1 protein-coding gene is annotated in these 22,201 nt (G+C 68.5%); it reads right to left on the bottom strand.

Annotation, left to right across the window (positions count from 1 at the left end; translation table 11 throughout):
* Positions 1-60 precede the first annotated feature (60 nt).
* Entirely contained in the window at positions 61-21,870 is a 21,810-nt protein-coding gene (locus tag ACFU4Z_RS18965) for an SDR family NAD(P)-dependent oxidoreductase (RefSeq protein WP_379064623.1), read from the bottom strand.
* Positions 21,871-22,201: the final 331 nt, after the last annotated feature.

Here is a 22,201-nt window from a genome sequence, read left to right as displayed (position 1 = left end):
TGACACTCAGCCCCGACATGCACGAAGCCCACAAACACACGACTCGCTCACTTCGCTCGCTCATAGCAGTGGCTCCACGCGCAGGAACGACGCGGTGGGCAGTTTCGGCGCGGGTGTGGTGGGCGCTGAGGGAAGCATGAACCGGGGCCCGGGATCGGTCGATGTGCTCGGAGCCGATTTCGGCAACATGAAGCTCCTCTTGCGGAAGACGGGTGGCGACAGCGGGTTACGCACCGAACGGTGTGCCGCGGGTGCCTCTTCGACGATCAGGTGGGCGTTGGTGCCGCCGAACCCGAACGAGCTGACGCCCGCGGCGCGGGGCCCGCCGTCGTCGGTGTGCCATGGGCGCAACTCGCGGTTGATGTACAGCGGTGACCCGGCGAACGCGAAACGCGGGTTGAGGTTCTCGCAGTGCAGCGAAGGCGGCAGCGCACCGTGGTGCACCGCGAGAATCGTTTTCACCGCACCGGCGATGCCGGCGGCCGAAAGTAGATGGCCGATATTGGTTTTCACGCTGCCGACCGCACACGGCCGCGGACCGCGTGAACGGTCGCCGAGTACGGTCGCCAAGGCCTTCAATTCGATCGGGTCGCCGATCATGGTCCCGGTACCGTGCGCTTCGACGTAGGACAGCGCGTCGGGCGACATGCCCGCCGCGTCGAGGGCGGCGGTGATGACCTCGATCTGCGCGTGCATATTGGGTGTGGTGATGCCCATCGTGTGCCCGTCGTTACCGATCGCCGAGCCGCGCAGCACCGCGTAGATCCGGTCCCCGTCACGGACCGCGTCGTCGAGACGCTTGAGCAGCAGCAGCGCCGCGCCCTCCCCCGGTACGAAACCGTCGGCGTGCTCGGAGAAGGTGGCGCAACGGCCGTTGGGCGACAGCACACCGGCTGCGGCCAGAGTCACGAACGGCGCTTCGTCCAATAGCACCTCGACGCCGCCGGCCAGCGCGGCGTCGAGCTCGCCTGCGCGCAGCGCCTGGCAGGCCAGGTGCACCGATACCAGCGACGACGAGCAGGCGCTGTCCAGTATGAGATTGCCCGCGTGCCAATCGAAGTAGTCGGAGATCCGGGCAGCGATGAAGTTCTGCCCGATGCCGATGATGGTGTGCCGGTCGGCGACCGGGATGCGGTCGAAGTAGTTGGCCGCACGACTGCCCGCGTATACCCCGATCCGGCGGCCCGCGAGCTCGGCGCGCTGATAGCCGGCATCCGCGGTCGCCAGCACCGACGCTTCCAGCAGCAACCGCTGCAGCGGGTCCATCTGCCAGGCGAGCGCGTCACTGATCCCGAAGAACCCGGGGTCGAATAGGTCGACGCCGTCGACGAAGCCGCCCCATTTGCTGTTGGTCGATCCCGGACCACCGGTCCGGTGGTAGTACCGCGCGGGATCCCAGCGCGCCGGATCGACCTCACGGATACCGGATTCACCCGACGCGAGCATGCGCCAGAACGCGTTCGGGTCGTCGCCGCCCGGCAGGCGGCAGCCGATGCCGACGACGGCGATCGGCGCGACCGAGCCACTGCGCTGCGTGCCCGATGCCGGAAGTACGCCGGTGCGATGTGGGGCCGAGCCGTTGGACGCGGCACGATCGACTGTGTTCCGTGGATCTGGATCACGGTGGGGTTCAGTCGGATTCGGATGCGACGGTGCGGCGAACAGATCCGGATGCTGGTCGGTCAGCAGGTCGGCCAGTGCGTCCAGGGTGGGGTACTCCAGCACCAGTGCGGGATCGAAGGGTTGTCCGGTCACCTTCTCGATGCGGCGTACCGCGGAAGCGATGAGCACGGAGTCGGCGCCGTACTCGTCGAAACGCATGTGCCCCTCGAAATGTGCGGGAGCGAGCTTCAGCTCATCGGAGAAGATTCGCAACAACTCCTGATAGGCGCGGCTCGAACCACCGGGTGCGGCCGCGTCGACGGCAGGCGAAGTCACGGCTGGACTGGGGACCGCGTCGGGCTTCGACCGGTGGAGCGAGAGTTGCAGTGGCGCACCGTGGTAGGGCAGGACGACGGGCGTGTCGGCCAGGCCGAGGATGCCGTCCAGGAGATCGAAGCCCTCCGCGGCCGTCAACGTCGGCAGTTCGGTCGACCGATAGGCCGACGTCGTCACCGCACCGAACCCGGTGCCACGGAAAGACGGCCACTCGATCGAACGGAACCACGTGCTGCCGTTGGCGTGCTGGGCCTCGGCGAAGCGGTCCAGGTGTGCGTTGGCCATCGCGTAGTCGGACAACCCGACCGCGAGACCGGGCAGGACAGCCGAGACCGAAGAGAACAGCACGAAGAAGTCCGGCCGATCAGCGGCGAGCACCGCGGCGAGCACCGCGGTGCCGGCGATCTTCGGCGCCAGCACGTCTGCCACCGCGGGCGCGGTCTTGCGAACGAATGCGGGACTCTCCACGGAAACAGTTCCCGCGCAGTGTAATACGCCGCCGATAGGGCCGAGGTCACGCCGGACCTCGGCGAAGAAACGGCTCAATGCCACCTCGTCGGTGAGGTCGCCGAAATAGGTGCGTATCGCGACACCTCGGTCGCGCAGCGCGGCGAGCCGCCGCACCTTGGCCGCGTACGGCCCGTCCGAGTCGGCCAGTCCGGGCCATTCGGATTCGGGCGGCAGCGCCTCCCGTCCGAGAATGGCCAGCCGGCGCGCGCCGCGCTCCACGAGCATGGCCGCGAATTCCGCACCGAGGCCGCGGGTTCCGCCGGTCACGACATAGGTGCGCGCGGGATCGACGACGAGTCCACTACGCGGTGCCACGGGTTCGAGCCCGACGGTCTCGCGCCGCCCGCCCTGGTACCGCACGCGCGGGGGATCGTCACCCACAGCCGCGCACTCCGCGCCGAGGATCTCGATCAGCGAGTGCGGATCCGCGCAGACGCCGCCGCGGTGGGCGACCAGATGCACACTGCGGGTGTGTACATCGCCGATCTCGTCGGCGAGCGCCGCGACCAGTCCGGCGAGCGGCGCGCACTCCGGCCCTTCCACGCCCGGGGTGCCCGCCGCCACATGCAGCAATATCAGGGCACCCGCCCGGTTGTCGATCACGCCCTGGTACAAGCCCATTCGGCCGAGATCAGCCGTCGGTCGGTGACCCGACGGCAGCGGGGCGAGATCGCAGAGGTCGATCACGCTGTCGGTGTCCGGGTATCGAGCCAGCAGTGCACGACCGAGCTGGGCGCCCGCTGCGAAGTCGGTGCGGTCGAGGTCACCGTCTCGTGGGGCATCGGTGACCCGGATCAGACGCTGCGGTTCCCCGAGCGTTGTCCGCAGCGCCTCGACGAAGGATGCGGGTGCCCGGGCGTCGTACAGCACCAGCGGCAGGCGGTCGCGTATCTCACCTCGGCCGGTCTCCGCGGGCCGCCACACGGGAACCAGTGCGCGCCGTTCCGCGCGCACGGCGACCGTTTCCGCCCCAGCGGCGATGGTTTCGAAGGTGGCGCTGCGGGCCTCCCGTTTCCCGGCGCACGCTCCGGCATCGACGGCGGCTCCGAGATCGGCAACGCGTGCCGCCTGCGCCGCGGAGGCGGCCGTGTCGTCCGCTGTCGGACCATCGTTTCGGTCGACGACGTCGGGAATCCAGTAGCGTTCGCGGGCGAACGGATAGGTCGGCAGCGAGATCCGGCGATGTGATTCGTTGTTACACACCGCTTCCCAATCGATCTCGCCGCCGTTGAGCCATTCCTCGATGCGGTGATCGGCGGCCGTGCGCGCTGAACCGCGTGCGCCGGGCCCGCCTTCGACCCAAGTACGAATTGCCGCCCGGAGTTCGTCGAGATCGCGGGCTATGAACACGGTTCGCGCACTGCCCGCCATCCTGCCGACCTGCATCGTGTGCGCAAGATCGGCCAGGTTCGGCCGCTGGGTGGTGAGGAAGCGATCCAGTGCGGCAACATATTCGGTGAGGCGATCCATGTCCCGCGCCGACACGGGCACGATCTGATCACCGACCCATCGGGTGACCGGGCGCTGGTCCACGTATTCTTCGAGCACGACATTCGCATTGGATCCCCCGGCGCCGAATGAGCTGATGGTCGCCCGTCGCGGGTGCCCGGGACCACCGGACAGCCACGGCATCGGTCGCTCGGGAATCCGGAACGGAGTGCTCGCGAAGTCGATGTTCGGGTTGGGTGGCGTCGCGTGCAGGGAGGGCACGATGGTCTGGTGGCGCAGTTGGAGCAGCACCTTGGTCAGTGCCGCCACACCCGCCGCGGCCTCCAGATGCCCGACGTTGGACTTCACCGACCCGATGGGCAGCTCGGTCCGGTCGGCACCGCCGAATACCTTCGACAGGCCGGCGATTTCGATGGGGTCGCCGAGTGCGGTTCCGGTGCCGTGCGCCTCGATGTAGGACACCGAATCCGGATCGACGCCGCCGGTGCGCAGCGCCGAACGGATCACCGCCGCCTGTACCGCTGGATTGGGCACGGTGAAGCCGTTCACCCGGCCGCCGTGGTTCACCGCGGTGCCCTTGATGACCGCGTGGATGGTGTCGCCGTCGGCCTCGGCGTCGGCCAGCGGCCGCAGCACCAGCGCGCCGACCCCTTCTCCGGCCACATACCCGTCGCCGCCCGCCCCGAAAGAACGGCAGCGCCCGTCGGTCGAGGCGAACTGCCCCTGGCTCAACGCCACGAACTTGTACGGGTGCAGCGACAGGTTTACCCCACCGACCACGGCCATCCGGCATTCCCCGGTCCGCAAGCTCTGGCAGGCCAGATGCAGCGCGGTCAGTGAGGACGAACACGCCGTGTCCACCGCCATGCTCGGCCCCTGGAAATCGAGCGCGTGCGACACCCGATTGGCGACACTCCAGAACGTCGAAGCGGGCAACGTGCCACGTCCCAGCCGCGACTCCTGCGCGCCGAACATCTGGTAGGTGCCCCACATGATGCCGACGAATACCCCGGCCTCTTCGGGGCGCAATCCGCGCCGCGCCAGATCGGCCCTCGTATGTCCCGCGTCTTCCACAGCGGCCCACGCTGTTTGCAGGAAGAGTCGTTCCTGCGGATCCATCACCTCCGCCTCACGTGGCGAGATCGCGAAGAACAGCGGATCGAAACAATCGACATCGTCGAGGAACCCGCCCCACTTGGTGTAGGAGGTATATGGGTTGTGGCGATCCGGGACGAAGTATCGCGAGTGGTCCCACCGCTCCCGCGGAATCTCGGTAATACAGTCGCGCCCTTCGAGCAGGACCTGCCAGTACTCGTCCAATCCGTCCGCCCCCGGATACCGACCGCTCACACCGACAATGGCGATATCCCCGGCGCTCTCCCGCGAGTTCTCCCGCCTGGACGTCGCGAGACCGGCAATCCGCAGCGCTTCCGTGTCGGCCGAGCTGGTCGCGCAGACACCGTGCTGTCGCGAAACAGCTTCGTGAGCTGACGTGTTCGCGGATCCGGGCGAAGTGCGAACGAAAACGTTCGCGGACAACTCGCCCCGCTGTGCAACCGAGGTGCTCCCTGGCTCATCACGGGCTGCGGGCGAGATATGGGCCGCACGTTCCTCGGCCACCCGATGCTGCTCCGGGAACGCATCCCGCGCCGACTCACCCACCGATGCGGGCGCATGTTCGGCAGACATCCCGTGTGGCCGCGAAAGTGGGTTCTGCACAGCGGTTCCCAGTCGCACGAGTAGACCGATGACCGCGCGCGGGGTCGGATATTCGAAAGCCAGTGTGGCGGGCAGACGGTGCCCGACGCAGCGGGACAGCTCGTCGCGGATCTCGATGGCCGCGACCGAATCCAGGCCGAGTTCGTGCAGTGGACGATCGAGGTCGGCGTCGGGAGCAAGGCCGATACAGCGCCGGACCAGTGCCGCCATCTCGGCTTCGAATCCGGTCCGATCGTGGATGACCGTGCGCTCCACCGCGACGGGAGACGAGGCGGGCGGCAGCGTGTCGCCGGCGGCGAGGCCGGCCAGCACATCGGGCACCTCGACACCGGACCGGTGCAGGGCGGACCGGTCGAGCGGCAACGCCATAAGGGCACTGCTGTCCGAATCCATGGTGTGCGAGAGGATTTCGAGCGCACGATGCTTGGAGAGCAGGTGGTAGCCGCGGCGGGCAAGACGTTGCACGACGTCGGCGCCGAGCCGGTCCATCATCCCTGTTCCGGCCCAGGGTCCCCAGGCGATCGACAGCGCGGGTAGGCCAGCGCAACGGCGTAGCTCGGCCAATCCGTCCAGGAACGCGTTGGCCGCACTGTAGCTCGACTGGCCGGGCAAGCCGACCACCGCGGACGCCGAGGAGAACAGTAGGAAAAACCGCAGTGCGCGCGGCGCGGTCAGCTCGTGCAGATGCCAGGCGCCGTGCACTTTCGGCGCGAGAACACGGCCGAGCCGGATCGCGGTCTGCTCGGCGATCACCCCGTCATCGAGCACACCCGCCAGGTGAACGACCCCGGCTAGCGGTGGGAGTTCACGGTCGATCCAGTCCAGTGTGGCCGCTACCGCGGCACGATCGGCCACGTCGAGAGTGCGGATCTCGATATGCGCGCCATGTTCTCTGAGCTCGGTGATCAGCTGGAGCGCCGTGGCGTCCGGGGCGTTGCGCCCGGCCAGTACCATGCTCCGGGTGCCGCGGTCGACGAACCAGCGGGCCAGGGTCCGGCCGATTCCGCCGAGCCCGCCGGTGATCAGCACCGTCCCCTCGGTGCTCAGCACCGTCTGCGTGATGGCCACACTGTCGAAACCGTTCCGTCCGGGCTCCCGTTCCGGCTCGGATCGCTGGACGGGAACAAGTCGCGGCAGCAACCGCCTTCCACCGCGCAGCGCCAGTTGTCGACACGGTGTGTCCGAAAGCAACTCGGCGACAACAGCTTCCGCATCTACTGCCGTGCGTTCGTCCAGATCTACGATTCGGCAACCGATTTCGTGCTGCTCGAGTTGAGCGCTGCGGGCAAAGCCCCACAGTGCGGACTGATCGGGCGCGACCCGATCGGCTGCGTCAACCTGCTGGCCGTTGCGGGTGAGCATCCACAGTGCGGGTTCGCCGCTGAAAGCCGCGGCCTGCATCAGGTGCAGCGCGCCGACGACCGCCTGCTGAGCCCGGTCCGGCGTCGTGTCATCGGCGGCCGACGGCGGCGTCGTGTAGACGATGCCGCGCAGCGGTGTTCGCCCGTCCCCCGCCGCGCCGAGCAACGCCCGCACCGCCGCCGGTATGCCGAGGTTCACTTCGAACTCGCCGGCCGCGAGGAACCCGAAGCCGGGGCCGGGCCGCGCTACCGCGCAGTGTGCGCCCGATGCCCGCAAACCGGCCGCGACCGCGTCGCCCGGTCCGCCCACGACGCCGACGACGAGCCAGCGCCCCGCCGCAGTGCCTTCGGCGACCGGCCCGGCATCCCGCCAAGCCATGCGGTAGACGTCCGGAATGACTGGCTCGCCGTGGGCTGTCGGCGACGGCCTGCCTGTGAGTCGGGTGTCAGCGCGGTCGGTGGCCGTCCGCATCACTCGCAAACCGTCGGCGATCAGCACGGGAGCACCCTCCTCGTCGAGGAGCAGAACGTCGGCGACACACAGCTGCGGTGTCTGCTCTAGAACACGCACATGGCCGTACCGGATTCGCCCGCCGACGGCCGCAACGCTCACCCGGTCGATGGCCATGGGCACCCAGGTATGCGTCCCCGCCTGCGGCGCCATCGCGGCATAGGTTGCCTGGAAGGCCGCATCGAGCAGGACTGGATGCAGCGTGTCGGCGCCGGGATCGGTGGCGGGATCCGACATCCTGACGACCGCTTCTCGATCACCGGTCCTGACCTCGACGACACGCTGGAACGCCGGACCGTAGCGCAGACCGGCGGCGGCGAGCATCCGGTAGAAGTCGTGTGCGGATTGCGTTGTGGTGCAACGATTCAATAGATCGGTGACGGTGAACTCGACAACACGTCGGATGGCGCCGATGGCCACCTGCGCACGAGCGTGAGTGTGCCAGCCGTCCCCCGCGCGGCCCGCGACCTCCACGGTGAAACCGGCGACCTGTGGCGCGAAACGTACCTGAACGGGATGGTCCGCCATCAGAACCAGACCGCTGGCGATCACGAGATCTTCGATCGTGACGACCTCGGCTCCGGTCACCTCCCGTGCCGTCGCGACGATGGTCGCGACGAACCACGCGGCGGGAACCACCACGTCGTGATCGACCACGTGATCGGACAGATAGCGTGGTGCGGCCGGCGCGAGAGTCATAGCGAAATGCGTGACGTCGCCGGGCAAGTCGAGACGGCGCGGCAGGTACGGAAGCGGCGTGTGCACCGCTGCGGCCGGTGTGGTGGCGGCCGGTCGATGAAGAGCATTTCCGAGCCGGTGCGCGGTCGCCTCCAGCGCGGGCGGGCTCGGCGCCATGGGCTTGCGGGGCTGGTCGACCCAGTAACGCTGCCGTTGGAAGGGGTAGGTCGGGGCGAGGACCCGTCGCGGCGCGTGCGGCCGGTGCACGCGCTCCCAATCGATGGAGACGCCGCCGACATACAGCTGCGCCAGCGCATCCGCTGTCGTCTCCCGGTCGTCGCGACCGCGCCGCAATGTCGCGACAAACCTCGCGGGACCCTCGATCGCACGACCGCCGAGCGCGGAAAGTGTTGGCTGCGGCCCGATTTCGAGGAAAGTCCCGATCCCGAGTTCGGTGAGGGCCCGCATCCCCTCTGCGAAGCGAACCGGCTGCCGAGCCTGTCGCGCCCAGTACTCTGCCGTGAGCTCGCCGGCCCGCACCGGGGCACCGGTGACAGTGGAGATCATCGGGACCGCGGGATCCCGCAGCACGGTGCGCCGTGCGGCTTCGGCCAGATCATCGAGAATCGGGTCCATCAGTGGTGAATGGAACGCGTGCGACACGGCTAGGGCGCTGGTGCGAATTCCTGCCGCCGCCAGGTCGTCCCGCAGCAGTCCGAGCGTGCGGCGTGGCCCGGCGACGACGACCTGAGCGGGGCTGTTGAATCCGGCGATCACCGCCGCGGGCGCGTAGCGTTCGAGCACTGGGCCGAGCGCCGCCGAATCGGCCTCGACCACCAGCATTCCGCCACCATCCGGCAGGCTTTGCATCAACCTGCCACGCGCGGCGATCAAGTGCAGCGCATCGTCTACCCGCATCGCGTCGGCCGCGCACGCCGCCACATACTCTCCGACGCTGTGGCCAAGCACTGCGGCGGGCACAATCCCGTGGTCGCGCCACATCTCCCACAGCGCCCATTCCACCGCGAACAGCGCGGGCTGGGTGAATACCGTATGGCCGAGCAGGTCCGCGGACGCACGGTCGCCGTACAAGGCATCCAGCAGCCCCATACCGTCGCCGATCGGCCCCAGCACGTCGTCGCAGTGCTGCAATGCCCGCCGGAACACCGGTTCGGTCTCGAACAATCCTCTCGCCATGCCCGGATACTGGGATCCCTGCCCGGTGAACAGCACTGCGACCTTCGGCGCGGCCGAGGCGCGCACGACCCGGCCTCGCATCACCGATCGGACATCCGCTGCCGCAGCGCGCAATCGAGCGGCGGCGACGTCCGCCGTTGCCGCGACCACTGCCAGGCGCTCCTCGAAGTGGGTGCGCCCGGTCGCGGCGGTGTAGGCGAAATCGCCGAGCTCGCCGACAGTCCCGCTCAAACGGTCCGCCCAGCCGTTCGCCGACTCGATCAGGGCGGCGTCGTCACGCGCTGAGAGCACCAGCACCTGTGGTGCCGACGCGGAGTGACGGCGAACGGGTTCCGGTGCCGCCTGCTGCAGAATGAGGTGCGCATTGGTCCCGCTCATCCCGAACGAACTGACACCGACCGTGCGACGGCGGCCGGTCTCGGGCCACGCTCGCGGCTCCCGCACAACCTCCAGCGGCAGCCCCGACCAATCGATGAGCGGATTCGGCGTGTGGAAATGCAGGCTCGGCGGAATCTCCGCGTGCTGCACCATCAAGACAGCCTTGATCACACCGGCGACGCCGGCCGCCCCTTCGGTGTGCCCGATATTCGTTTTGACGGATCCGATGAGCAGCGGCATGGTGCGGTGCTCGCCGTAGACTTCGGCAAGTGCCGCCGCCTCGATCGGATCACCCAACGGCGTGCCGGTGCCGTGAGCTTCCACGTAGTCGACTTCACCGGGCCGGATTCCCGCTTGCCCCAACGCGTCCCGGATGACCCGCTGCTGGGCCGGGCCGTTGGGTGCGGTGAGCCCGTTGGACCTGCCGTCGTGATTCACCCCGATGCCGCGAACAACCGCGAGCACCCGGTCGCCGCGCTCGTGGGCCGCGGACAGTCGGGTCAGTACCAGCACACCGCAACCATCCGCGCGGACATAGCCGTCGGCGTCGGCGTCGAACGCCCGCGACCGGCCCCCCGGCGACAGCGACGCCAGACGGCAGAACCCGATCGTGGTTTCCGGTGCCAGCTGCAGATTGACCCCACCCACCAGCGCCAGATCACAACGCCCCGCCCGCAGGCCGTCCCACGCCGACTGCACGGCGACCAGCGACGAGGAGCACGCCGTGTCGAGCGTGACCGCGGGACCCTGCAATCCGAGCGCGTAGGCCACCCGGCCTGCCGCGACGCTCGGCGCCGAACCGACAACGGAGTAAGCGCCGATCGACGCCGGATCCGTTGCCTGCGTGGGCGTTGCGGGGTACTCACTGAAACACATGCCGACGAACACTCCGGTCCGGCTGCCCGCCAAACTCCCCGGCGCCCGCCCGGACCGCTCCAGCGCCTCCCAGCTCGTTTCCAACAGCAGGCGCTGCTGCGGATCCATGGCCCTTGCCTCGGCCGCGCCGATCCCGAAGAACGCGGGATCGAATTCGTCGGCGCCGTCGACGAATCCACCCCATCGGGTGTACATCGTGCCGAGGGCGGCGGGGTCCGGGTCATAGAAGGCGTCGACGTCCCATCGCTGCGGCGGGACCTCGGTGATCGCGTCCCGGCCCGCCCACAGCAGGTCCCAGAACTCCTCCGGGGTACGCACGCCACCCGGGAACCGGCAGGCCATGCCCACGATGACGATCGGATCGTCGTCCTCGTCGTCCGCGTCGCCGATATGCGCGGCGTCATCGGCGTCTCGGTCGTGCCGGACAGCGGTCCCCACCCCCTCGATCCGGTAGTCGATCTCCGGTTGGTCGAGGTGATCTGCCCGATCCGGATGGTCGACCGGGCCCGCGCCGCCCGAGTGGCCGAGTGGAGCATCAGTTCCCTTGCGCTGCAACAATTTCGCGATATCGCGCACGGTCGGATAGTCGAAGACGAGTCCGGCGGGCAGCGGTGCACCGATCTCGGTGGCCAGTGCGGCACGCAACTCCATCCCGCTGAGCGAGTCGACGCCGATGTCGTGCAACGGCAGATCGGGATCGAGTTCGGCGGTCCGATCCAGCACGCGCATCGCGACGCGCTGTACGAGCGCTAGCCAATGGGCCGTATCTCGCTGTGTAGCCACAGTGTCCGACGGATGCCGCACCATCACCCGCTCCGTGGCCGCACCGGCGTCGAAAGGCCGCGCGTCCGGCATCGACTCCCGCTTCACCGCCGGGACCGAACCGCGGGCCGGATAGGTGCTGTACCAACGATCGGCCGAGAAATCGAAGACGCCCGCACATGGACTGTCGGCCGACAGCAACCGGTCCAGTGCCGCGGCGGCGTCCGCCACCCGCAGCGGCGGCAGCCCGCGCCGGTCCAGGCGCCGGGTGAGTTCGGGCCGCTCTGCCGCCATCCCGACATCGGCAAAGGGTCCCCACACGATGCTCAGCGCGGACAGCCCGTCGGCGCGCCGCCGCCAGGCCAAGGCGTCGAGCGCCGCATTGGCGGCGGCATAGTTCGCCTGCCCCGCAGTGCCCAGCCACCCCGCGACCGACGAGTAGGTGATGAACAGATCCAGCTCCATGCCGCGAGTCAGCTCGTTCAGATGCTGGGCCGCACGGTATTTCGGTCCGAGGACCGTCTGGAAGCGACGCCAGGACAATTCGGTGACAACGCCGTCATCGAGCACGCCCGCGCAATGGACCACACCCCGCAGCGGCGGCAGCCCCGATTCCTCGAACCCGGCGAGCAGTTCCGCCACCGCCGCCCGGTCCGCGACGTCGATCCGACGAGCCACCACGCGAAGACCGTCGGCCCGCAGCGAAGCCACGAGCCGTTCGCCCGCGTCATCCGGTGCGCGCCTGCCGACCAGCACCAAGGTGCGTGCCCCGCGTGCGGCGAGCCACTGGGCCGCCGCCGCGCCGAGTCCGCCGAATCCGCCCGTGACCAAGTAGGTGCCGGTGCTCGCGACCGTTCGGGTGCCGTCCGTTGGTGCACGAGTAGTCGTGCGTCGCAACGCGATCGGACTCGAATGATGATGCCGCCACAAAGAACGGAACGCCGCCTCCGCGTCGTCCGCCTCGTGCACCGCCGGTTGGTGCCGGACAACCAACGTACCGTTGTCGAACAGTTCCAGCACCGTGCGCAAGATCGTGCCCAGACGTTCTGGATCGGCCGAATTCGGATCGACCACTCGGTAGTCGATGCCGTGCCCGGCCTGTGCCCCGTTCTCGCGCCGGGACTGGCCCGGATCATCAATATCGATGAATCGTCCATGTGGGCCGACGATTCTCGCGGCACTCGCGGCGAACTCACCCGCGATCGCGTTGAGTACGACATCGGCTCCCCGGCCGTCGGTGAGCGCGTGGAGCTGGTCGGCCAACCCTTTCATGTGCCAGGTGTCCACCCGCGGGATATCGAGTCCGACGCCTGCCGCCCATCGGCTCAGGGCGATGGTGCCGAGTACATGTGCTCCCGCCCACCCGGCCAACTGCACGGCGGCCGTGCCGATTCCGTTCGCCGGAGCGTGCACCAGCACATGCTCACCCGCGCGCACATCCGCCACCTCGAAGAGCCCGTACCACGCGGTGACGAACGCGGCCGGGATGGTGGCGCCCTCGGTGAACGTCATCCGCTCGGGCAGCGGCGCCACCAGCCGGTGGTCCACCGTGACGTAGCGCGCGAAACTGCCACTCGCCAACGCCACCACTCGGTCACCGACGCGGAACTCGGCGACGCCCGCGCCCAGCGCGGTCACGCGACCCGAGCATTCCAGGCCGAGCGGCGCGGGAGCGTCCGGGTGAGTGCCCAACGCCAGCCATAGGTCACGCTGGTTCAGACCGGTGGCCTCGACCGCGATTTCCACTTCGCCCGGGTCCGGCGCGCGACGGGCAGTCGAATCCCAGCGCAATCGGCCGAGGTCACCGGATCGGTGGGCCACCAGGTGGACGTTGTCCGCCACATCCGGATCCAGCAGTCCGTCCGCCAAGTGAGCGGCATACCACCGGCCATCCCGGACCGCGAGTTCACGGTCGTCGATCCCGGCGGCGAAGCCGGCTATGACCAGCGCCGCGTCGATGGCGCGTCCGGCCTCCAGATCGACGAGCCGACAACCCAATTCGGGATGCTCGGTGGCGAGAGTGCGGCCCAGCCCCCACATCATGGCCTGCTCCGGGTCGGGGCGGTCGGAGTCGCAGACGCGTTGGGCACCCACACTGAGCAGCCACAGCGCGGACGGCACGCGATCGGCGCCGTCCAGTGCACGGGCGAGCCGCAGTACTGTGCCGATCCGGACCGCCGCGGAACCGGTGGTCCACGCGTAGACGACGCCACCCAACGGTGTTCCGGAGAGGAGCGCCGCGAAGTTCGCCTCGCCGGGCTCGATCGACAACTCCTCGCCCAGAACATCTTCCGGACGCACCACGCTGATCTCGATATTTCGCGCAGACAGCCCGGCCGCGACTGCGTCCCCCGTCGGCCCGTCACTGAACACCAGCCAGCGATCTGCGAAGCCCTTCCCTACGCGGAGCCGGTCACCGATTGCGAACGGTGTCCACTCCAGATGATGGAACAACCGCTCGATGCGAGCTTCCGCATGCTCGGGACCAGCGATTTCTCCGCACAGGGCTAAAGTTCGCGCGCCCCCTGCGGCTGCGGCGTCTCGCAGGGCTCCGGCATCCCCTGGGGCTCCGGCATCCCGCAGGGCTGTGCCGCCGCCCGCCGCAATGAGGCACGCTCCGCCGATCGTCGCAATGGTGCGTCCGTCGCTGTCGATCAGCGTCGCGTCACCGACGATCACTCGTGCGCTGCGATCGGTCAGGCGAACTTGGCAGATCAGCAGGTCACCGGCGGCGCATTCACTGTCGGACAAAGCAATTCGATCAATCGAAGCAGGTAGATACAGCGTGTCCGGATCTGCGGTCAGCACGATGCTGTGCAAACAGGCGTCGAGCAGAACCGGATCCAACGAACCCGGCTCACACGCAGCGGCCCGCAGCGAGGTTTCCGATTCGGTCGCGCTGATCCGCCGGAACTCGGCGGCACACCGGTAGCCCTCGCCCAACCACAGCCCCCACTCCGCCACCCGGCCGTAATACGCAGCCCACGCCGCGCCATCCCCGGCGGCCCGGTCGTCGAGTGGGACATGGTGGAGAGGTCTTCTCGCTGCTTGCCGCAGCCACGTCCCACTCGGAGCCGGTTCCCGATTGCGGGTAGCCGCACGGAGCGCCGCCCGAGCGAAAGGGTTCGGCTCGGGGTCGCCGGAGGCATTGACGAAGTGCGCGTCGTATCCGGCTGTCACGGGCTCGATTCGGATCTCGATAGTGCCGGCGGACGGGACCGTGAGCGGCGATGTCAGCCGCACATGGGTGATCTCCCAGCGATCGGCCCCGGGCAGCTCGGCCGCGATCCGGGCGAGTTGCGCGACCATCCACGCCGCAGGCACCGTGGGCGCACCGTGCAGCTGATGCCCGCTGAACATCTCCGGCTCGACCGCGAGCACACTGGGCGTCAGCTCGCCGACCAGCCGCGCACGCGCATCGTCGTCGACCGGCAGTGCCTGCGTGAGGTCGAGCCAATGGCGCTTACGCTGGAAGGGATAGGTCGGCAGTTCGATTCGTCGCCACGTTCGGTCGGAATACACTGCATGCCAGTCGATATCGGCACCCTCGACGTACCGGCGAGCTATTGTCGACAGTTCGCCGGGACCGGAGGCTCGGTTCGCAACTGTGCCCGCGACGCTGCTCCCGGTTGCCACCGACTCGAGGGCCGCACGCAGTTGTGTGGTGGTGTCGACAACGATCGCCACTCGCTCGGCGAAATGTGTGCGGCCGGTATTCGCGCAGGCACAGAGGTCGTGGAGTCTCATGTCGGGATCCGCGGTCAGGAGATCCCGGTATCGACCGGCTAATTCACGCAATCCGTCCGCGCTCTTCGCGGACAGGGCCAGCAGGTGCCCCTCGTTGTGGTCTGGGGTGTCGGTGTGTGGCGAGGCGGGGGCCTCTTCCAGGACGACATGCGCATTCGTACCGCTGATGCCGAACGCGCTTGCTCCCGCGCGACGTGGCCGTGACGAACGCGGCCACGCCCGTTCCTTCGCGACGACTCGCACATCGATGTCGTCCCAGTCGATGTGCGGATTCCCGGATCGGAAATGCAGGGACGAGGGGATCCGGTCGTGCCGCATGGACTCGACCACCTTGATGATGTTGGCGATCCCGGCAGCGGCCTGCGTGTGCCCGATATTCGATTTCACCGAGCCGATCAACAGCGGTGTGCCCTCGGGCCGTTCGCCGGTCAGTGCCGAGGCTAGTGCGTTCACTTCGATCGGATCGCCGAGCGCCGTTCCCGTCCCGTGCGTCTCGACATAGTCGATGTCGGCCGCCGTCAGCGTCGCGTCGACGAGCGCTGCCCGGATCACCCTTTCCTGTGCCGGACCGTTCGGCGCGCTCAACCCCTGGCTGCGGCCATCGGAATTGACCGCCGAACCCCGCACCAGGGCGAGCACCCGATCACCATCGCGGCGCGCGTCCGACAACCGTTTGAGCACAAGCGTTCCCGCACCATCGCTCCACACCACACCGTCGGCACGGGCGTCGAAACTCTTGCACCGACCGTCCGCCGCCAGCCCGCGCGCCCGCGCGAAATAGATGTCCAGCGAGGGCGTCAGAACCACGGTCGCACCGCAGGCGAGCGCCAGATCGGATTCCCCGCGCCGCAGGCTCTGCACCGCCAAATGCACCGTCACCAACGACGAGGAGCACGCGGTGTCAATGGTCAGGCTCGGGCCATTGACACCGAGGAAATACGACAACCGACCCGAAGCGACACTCGCCAGATTCCCCGTGCCGAACCACGCATCCGGCGCCACGCCGGCCCGGGCCATCCGCTCCGCATAGTCGGTCGACATCACACCGACGAAGACACCGGTGCGGCTCCCGGTCAGCCGGTCCGCGGAATACCCCGCGTGTTCCAAGGCCTCCCACGATGTTTCGAGCAGCAACCGCTGTTGCGGATCGAGCATCCGTGCCTCGCCGACCGAAACATCGAAGAATCCCGCATCGAACTCTTCGACACCGTCGACGAACCCGCCCCACCGGGTATACGTCTTCCCCTCGGCATCCGGATCCGCATCGAAGTACGCCTCGAGGTCCCACCGATCCACGGGAACCTCGGTCACCGCATCGGTTTCCTCCGACACCAGCCGCCATAGATCGCCGGGGCCACGGACCCCACCCGGGTACCGGCATCCCATCCCGATAATCGCGATCGCATCGTCGTACTCACCCGATCCGGCGACATCCTGATCCTGCCGACCGTCGATCTCGCGCCGCCCAGCCAGTTCCGGCCGAGCAGAGGCAGTGGGCCGTTCGGCTCCAGCGAACGTCGGGGCGGCAGTGCGGTCGGGATCATGCGCCGCAGCGAGCTCTGCTTCTCCGGTTCCGGCGAAGGGTGTCGGGTGGTCGGGTGCGCGCACCGCTGTGCGTGGCAGGGGCTGTTCGGCGGCGAGCCGGGCGATTTCGTCCGCCACGGCCGCGACGGTCGGGTGGTCGAAGAGCAGCGTGGCGGGTAGCCGGACCCCGAGTTCCGATGACAAGGAGTTCCGAAGTTCCACTGCGATCATCGAATCCAGGCCGAACTCACGAAGTGGGGTGCGGTCGGCGACCGGCGTCCTGCGGCCCAGCGCGACGGTGGCGTGGGTGCGGACCGTGGCCAGGTAGTCAGCCGTCGGAGGGTGGGCGGCGGAAGTCGGTGGTGTGGGCGCCGCTGTCCGGGTGGCAACGACAGGCGGGTACACGGCGACGACCCCATCAACGGCCAACAGCGACTTCAGGGTTCGGACTCCGTCCTCGACGTCGAGCTGTGCGACGCCGTGGCGCTCCCAGGCGCGGCGGGCGGCCGCGTTCAGTCCGCGCGCCATGCCGGTGCCTGCCCATGGTCCCCATTGGATGCTCAGGGCGGCCAGACCACTGGCAACCCGGACTCGGGCGAGTGCGTCGAGGTACGCGTTCGCGGCCGCGTAGTTTCCTTGACCTGCGACACCAGCGGTGGCGCTGGCCGAGGAGAAGAGCACGAAGAAGTCGAGCGCATGGGCAGCGGTGAGCTCGTGCAGATTCCAGGCACCGTCCGCCTTGCCCGCGAATACCCGACGCACCCGCTCAGTGGACTGCTCGATCAACAACGCGTCGTCCAGTGCTCCAGCACAGTGCACAACTCCGGCCAATCGAGGCAGCGCGCCACCGAATCGGGAGACCAAGGTAGACAACGCATTTCGATCAGCGACGTCGACCTGCACCGTCTCGACCCGAGCGCCGAGCGCCGAGATGCCCGCAATCGCCGCTGCGGCCTGCGCATTCGGACCGTGCCTGCCCGCCAGCACCACCGTTCCGGCGCCGGCCTCGGCGAGTGCGCGCGCCGCGAGCAGACCCAACGCCCCCAGCCCGCCGGTGATCAAATAGGCTGCGGCCCTGTCGAGATCCATCGCGCCGCTGAACTCCGGCAGGTGCGGCGCATAAAGCCCGTCAGAAGAGTGTGCGGTGGCAGGATCGCCCGGCCCCGCTACATCGGCGGACGGCACCACGCGTGGCGCGTAGCGATCTCGTCCCCGCAGTGCGATCGCGGAATCGGCGGCAGCGGCGAGGAGTTCCGCGACGAGCCTGCGGTCATCGGATCGAGCGCGATCCGGCAGATCGATCAGACGGCAACACAGCTCCGGAAGTTCGGTGCGCACCACCGCACCGAGTCCGCGCAGCGCGGCGGCCGCCGGACGCACTCGCTCGCCCGGCACTACGGCGACACCAGCAGTCGTGACCAGGTAAAGAGGGCCGTCGTGCGCGATGCGGGCCAGGGATTGCACGAATTCGACAGCGAGCTCGATTTCCACGCGCGCCGTGATCGCGCTGTCATCCGCCTCGGCGTCACCGAGGTAGACCACCGCCCGGCCATCCCCGGCGAGCATCCCCGCGATAGCGGTCCGGTCGGCCGTCCGGTCGATCCGGATCGCCGGGTGACCCGCCTTGCGAAGCGCCCCGGCCAACCGATCGGCCTGCTCACCGGTCCCGATGATCATCCACGAATCCGGTCCGGCCACACCGGGTTCGGCCGCAGCCCGCTTCCAGGCCGGGAGGTGAACCAGGTCCGGCAGGACGACCTGATCGTGCACCGGTCGACCGAATCCCGTCTTCGCGTACCACACATCTTCGATATCGCAGATGAGGTCGCCGTCGTCATCGAAGACCCGGATTCGATTCGTTCGGCCGGTGCGAGTCGCGAGTGCCCATGCCGTCTCGACCTCGTCCGTGCGGTGGACCCGCAATCTGCCGATACCGACCGGCAACTGGCCGGTGTTCCCCTGCTGGATCACCAACGCCAGCCCGGTTTGCACGGCGGCGTCGAGCAGACACGGCAGCAGCGCCTGCGGTTCATCGGCCAGCTCTGCGGGGCGAGACAGCTTGGCCAGCATGAAATCACCGCCGGCACGCAGCTGTCCGATCCACCGAAACCGGGGGCCCAACGTCAGGCCCGCCTCGGCGCAGTTCCGATAGAACTCGGCGACGTCGCATTCCGCCGCGTCGCTCTGCTCGGCCGCGGTGAGGTCGGTCGTGTCCCCCGGCGGCGTCAGTTCCCAGCGCACCGCGGACGCGGAAGCAATTGCCGCTCCGGCGGTTTCGACGCAGAACCGGATATCGATGCGATCCGCTGCCGCGTGGACCACCGGCGCGGCGAGCTGGTCCAGCGGAACCGGCCGTACGACAACGAAATCGACCAGCTCACGATCTGTACCGGCGGCTCGCAGTGCTGCCCATGCCAGATAGGCCGCGGGCACCACCGGCCGATCCTGCAACCGATGTTCGGCGAGGTACCCGGTGTCTACCAACGCGCCCGCACTCGACGGCGGCGCCGGCCGCTCCCGCTCGAACGGGTAGGTTGGCAGGCCGTTCCGTCGCCGGGCCGCCGTCGGCACCACCGCAGCCCAGTTGACATCCGTTCCAGCACAGTAGATCTCGCCCAGACTCGTGAGGATCGTCGTGTCGTCGGACACGGAGCGCCGCAGGCTCGGCAGCCACATCGCCTCGGGATCTACCTGTCGCCCGAAGTCCAGCAGCACCGGATGCGGACCGACTTCGAGATACGCGCCCACGCCGAAGTCGGCTACCGTCCGCACTCCCTCCGCGAAACGCACTGTCGTGCGGGCATGTTCGCGCCAGTACCCGGCATCCATCGCCCCGGACTCGAGGAACTGCCCGGTCACATTCGACACCAGCGGGATCGAGGTGATCCGAGATGGCTCTGCCACCAGCTCGGCCACCGTCGCTTCGAACTCGTCGAGAATCGGGTCCAGCAATGGCGAATGAAACGCTGTCGTGCCGGGCAACGAGACGGCACGAATGGCACGCTCGGCAGCCAAGTCCCGGACTCGCCGCACCGAGGCCTCAGTGCCGGAGACAACGAACTGCCGTGGCCCGTTGACGGCCGCCACCGCCAGGGTCGGCGCGAGTTCAGCGAGCAGATCCGCGAACTCGCCCTGCGCGCCGAACACCGCAGCCATCGCGCCCCGCCGCGGCACGACCTGCATCAGCCGTCCGCGCTCGGCCGCCAACCGCAACCCTTCCTCGGGGTCGAGCGCTCCGGCGACCGTAGCCGCCACCAGCTCGCCGAGACTGTGCCCGAGGACTACATCCGGGCGAATCCCCCACGCGGCCCATAGTTCGGCGCAGGCCCACTCGACCGCGAACAGTGCCGGCTGGGCATACTCGGTGCGCGTCAGCACCTCGTCGCTCACCTCGAACAGCAGCGAACGCAGCCGCAGACCACCGGGCAGCGCACCGAGGACGTCGTCACAGCGATCCAGTGCCGCCCGGAATACCGGGTGACGCTCGTACAGCATCGCTCCCATGCCCGCGTACTGCGCGCCCTGGCCCGTGAACAACATGGCGACCCGCGGATTTCGCCGCTCTTGCGGCAACCTCACACTCCGCTGCGACGCCGCGAGTCGGCTGGCCGCCTCGGCCGAGGTCGATGCGACGATCGCCCGCCGGTGCGCGAAGTGCGTTCGCCCGAGCGCCACGGTGGCGCCGATGTCGGCGAGCGGCAGCTTCGTGCGTGCCAATGCCGAGCCGTACCGCGCGGAGAGTGCCTCGAGGGCCGCTCCCGTCCGGGCTGAAAGCGCCAGCACCGCAGGCATTTCAGGGATCGTCGCGTTGTCGATGGATGCGGCCGCCGCCGCGAGCACCACGTGCGCGTTGGTCCCGGCGAACCCGAAAGAACTCACTCCGGCCAGCCGCGGCCGGTCCGCCTCCGGCCATTCGACATCGCGGGTCGGCACCGCCAATGCCGTTCCCGCGAGCGCGATTCGCGGATTCATCGTGTCGAATTCGTGCTGGCGCAGGATCCGTCCCCGCTGCAACAGCAGCACCGTCTTGATCAGTCCCGCGATGCCCGCGGCTGCTTCCAGATGCCCGATCTGCGACTTCACCGAGCCGAGCAGGCACACCGACCCGTCGGACCGCGCCGCACCCATAACCTCGGACAGCGCTTCGATTTCGATCGGATCTCCGAGTGGGGTTCCCGTTCCATGGGTCTCCACATAGCCGATCTGCGCCGCGTCACAACCCGCGTCGGCGAGTGCCGCGCGCAGCAACTCCCGCTGTGCCACGGGATTCGGCGCGGTCAGCCCCATCGACCGACCATCGTGGTTCACGCTCGAGCCTCGAACGAGCGCACGGATCTCGTCGCCGTCCGCGATCGCGCGCGACAGCCGTTTGAGCACGATCACGCCCGCGCCCTCGCCGCGCACATACCCGTTCGCTCGTGCGTCGAACGGTCGGCACCGGCCGTCGGCCGACAGCGCGCCCATCCGCGACAACGCCGCCGAAGTCAGCTCGGACTGCAGCAGATTCACCCCACCGGCCAGCGCGACGTCACACTCCTGCGACCGCAGGCTGCGACACGCTTGGTGCACCGCGACCAGGGACGACGAGCAGGCCGTGTCGAGAGCGACGACGGGACCGCGCAAGCCGAGCAGATAAGCCACCCGACCCGCGACGACGCTCGACATCGTTCCAGTGAGCGTGTGCGCGTCGACCGACCGCACCCAGTCCGGCGTGATGGTCCGCTGATACTCCTGCCAACTGACGCCCAAGAAAACGCCGGTTCTTGCCGAGGCGGCGCTCTCGGGCAGCAGCGCGGCGTCTTCCATTGCCTCCCAGGCAACTTCGAGCACAAGACGTTGCTGCGGATCCATCGCGGCGGCCTCCCGCGGCGCGATTCCGAAGAATTCGGTGTCGATCGCGTCGATCGGCGCGTCGAGCAAACCGGCCCGGCGCAGTCCGCTCGGCGGTGCCGAATCGGTGATCGGCCATCGGTCCGCCGGGACCTCGACGATGGCGTCGCGCCCTGAGTTCAGCAGTTCCCAGTAGCTGTCCGGATTGTCCGCGCCGCCGGGAAACCGGCAGCCGATCCCCACGACGGCGATCGGTTCGTAAGCGTGCCGCTGCGTCTCCAACTCCTGAATCCGGCGTAGTGCCCGCGTCAGCAAGACCCGTAGGCCATACCCGTCATCCACCATTTGTGCCGCCAACCACATCACGCCGGGAGTTGTGACGAGGAACATACGACGGCCCTGGTTTGGCGTCAATCACTAGGAGTGTGCACAAAAGTAGCTCAAGTTACCCGTCGGTAGCTTGTTGCTAAGCAAATGATGTTTGCTGGGATGAAAGATTCGTGTTTGAAGGATTCCATGAGAGTGGCACTGCGAACGCATCTTTCGCTGGGTCGTCGAGTCCGGCCCAGTGGCTCTCATCGCCGAGCGACTGCCGCGTGGTCGAAGTGTCAGGGACAGTGGCAATTTCAGGTCCCGCCAACGAACTCGAACCGGATCGCGTAGCCGACAGGCCGCACCGCCTGCACACATCGACGACAGTCCCGGCCTACCGGCCGGGTCG

The sequence above is a fragment of the Nocardia sp. NPDC057440 genome, assembly GCF_042802915.1.
GTDB lineage: Bacteria > Actinomycetota > Actinomycetes > Mycobacteriales > Mycobacteriaceae > Nocardia.
This window is presented reverse-complemented; position numbering and strand designations above follow the sequence as displayed.

Coding starts and splice junctions, on each gene's coding strand:
- ACFU4Z_RS18965 (WP_379064623.1), bottom strand. CDS start 21,870: ATGTTCCTCGTCACAACTCCCGGCGTGATGTGGTTGGCGGCACAAATG.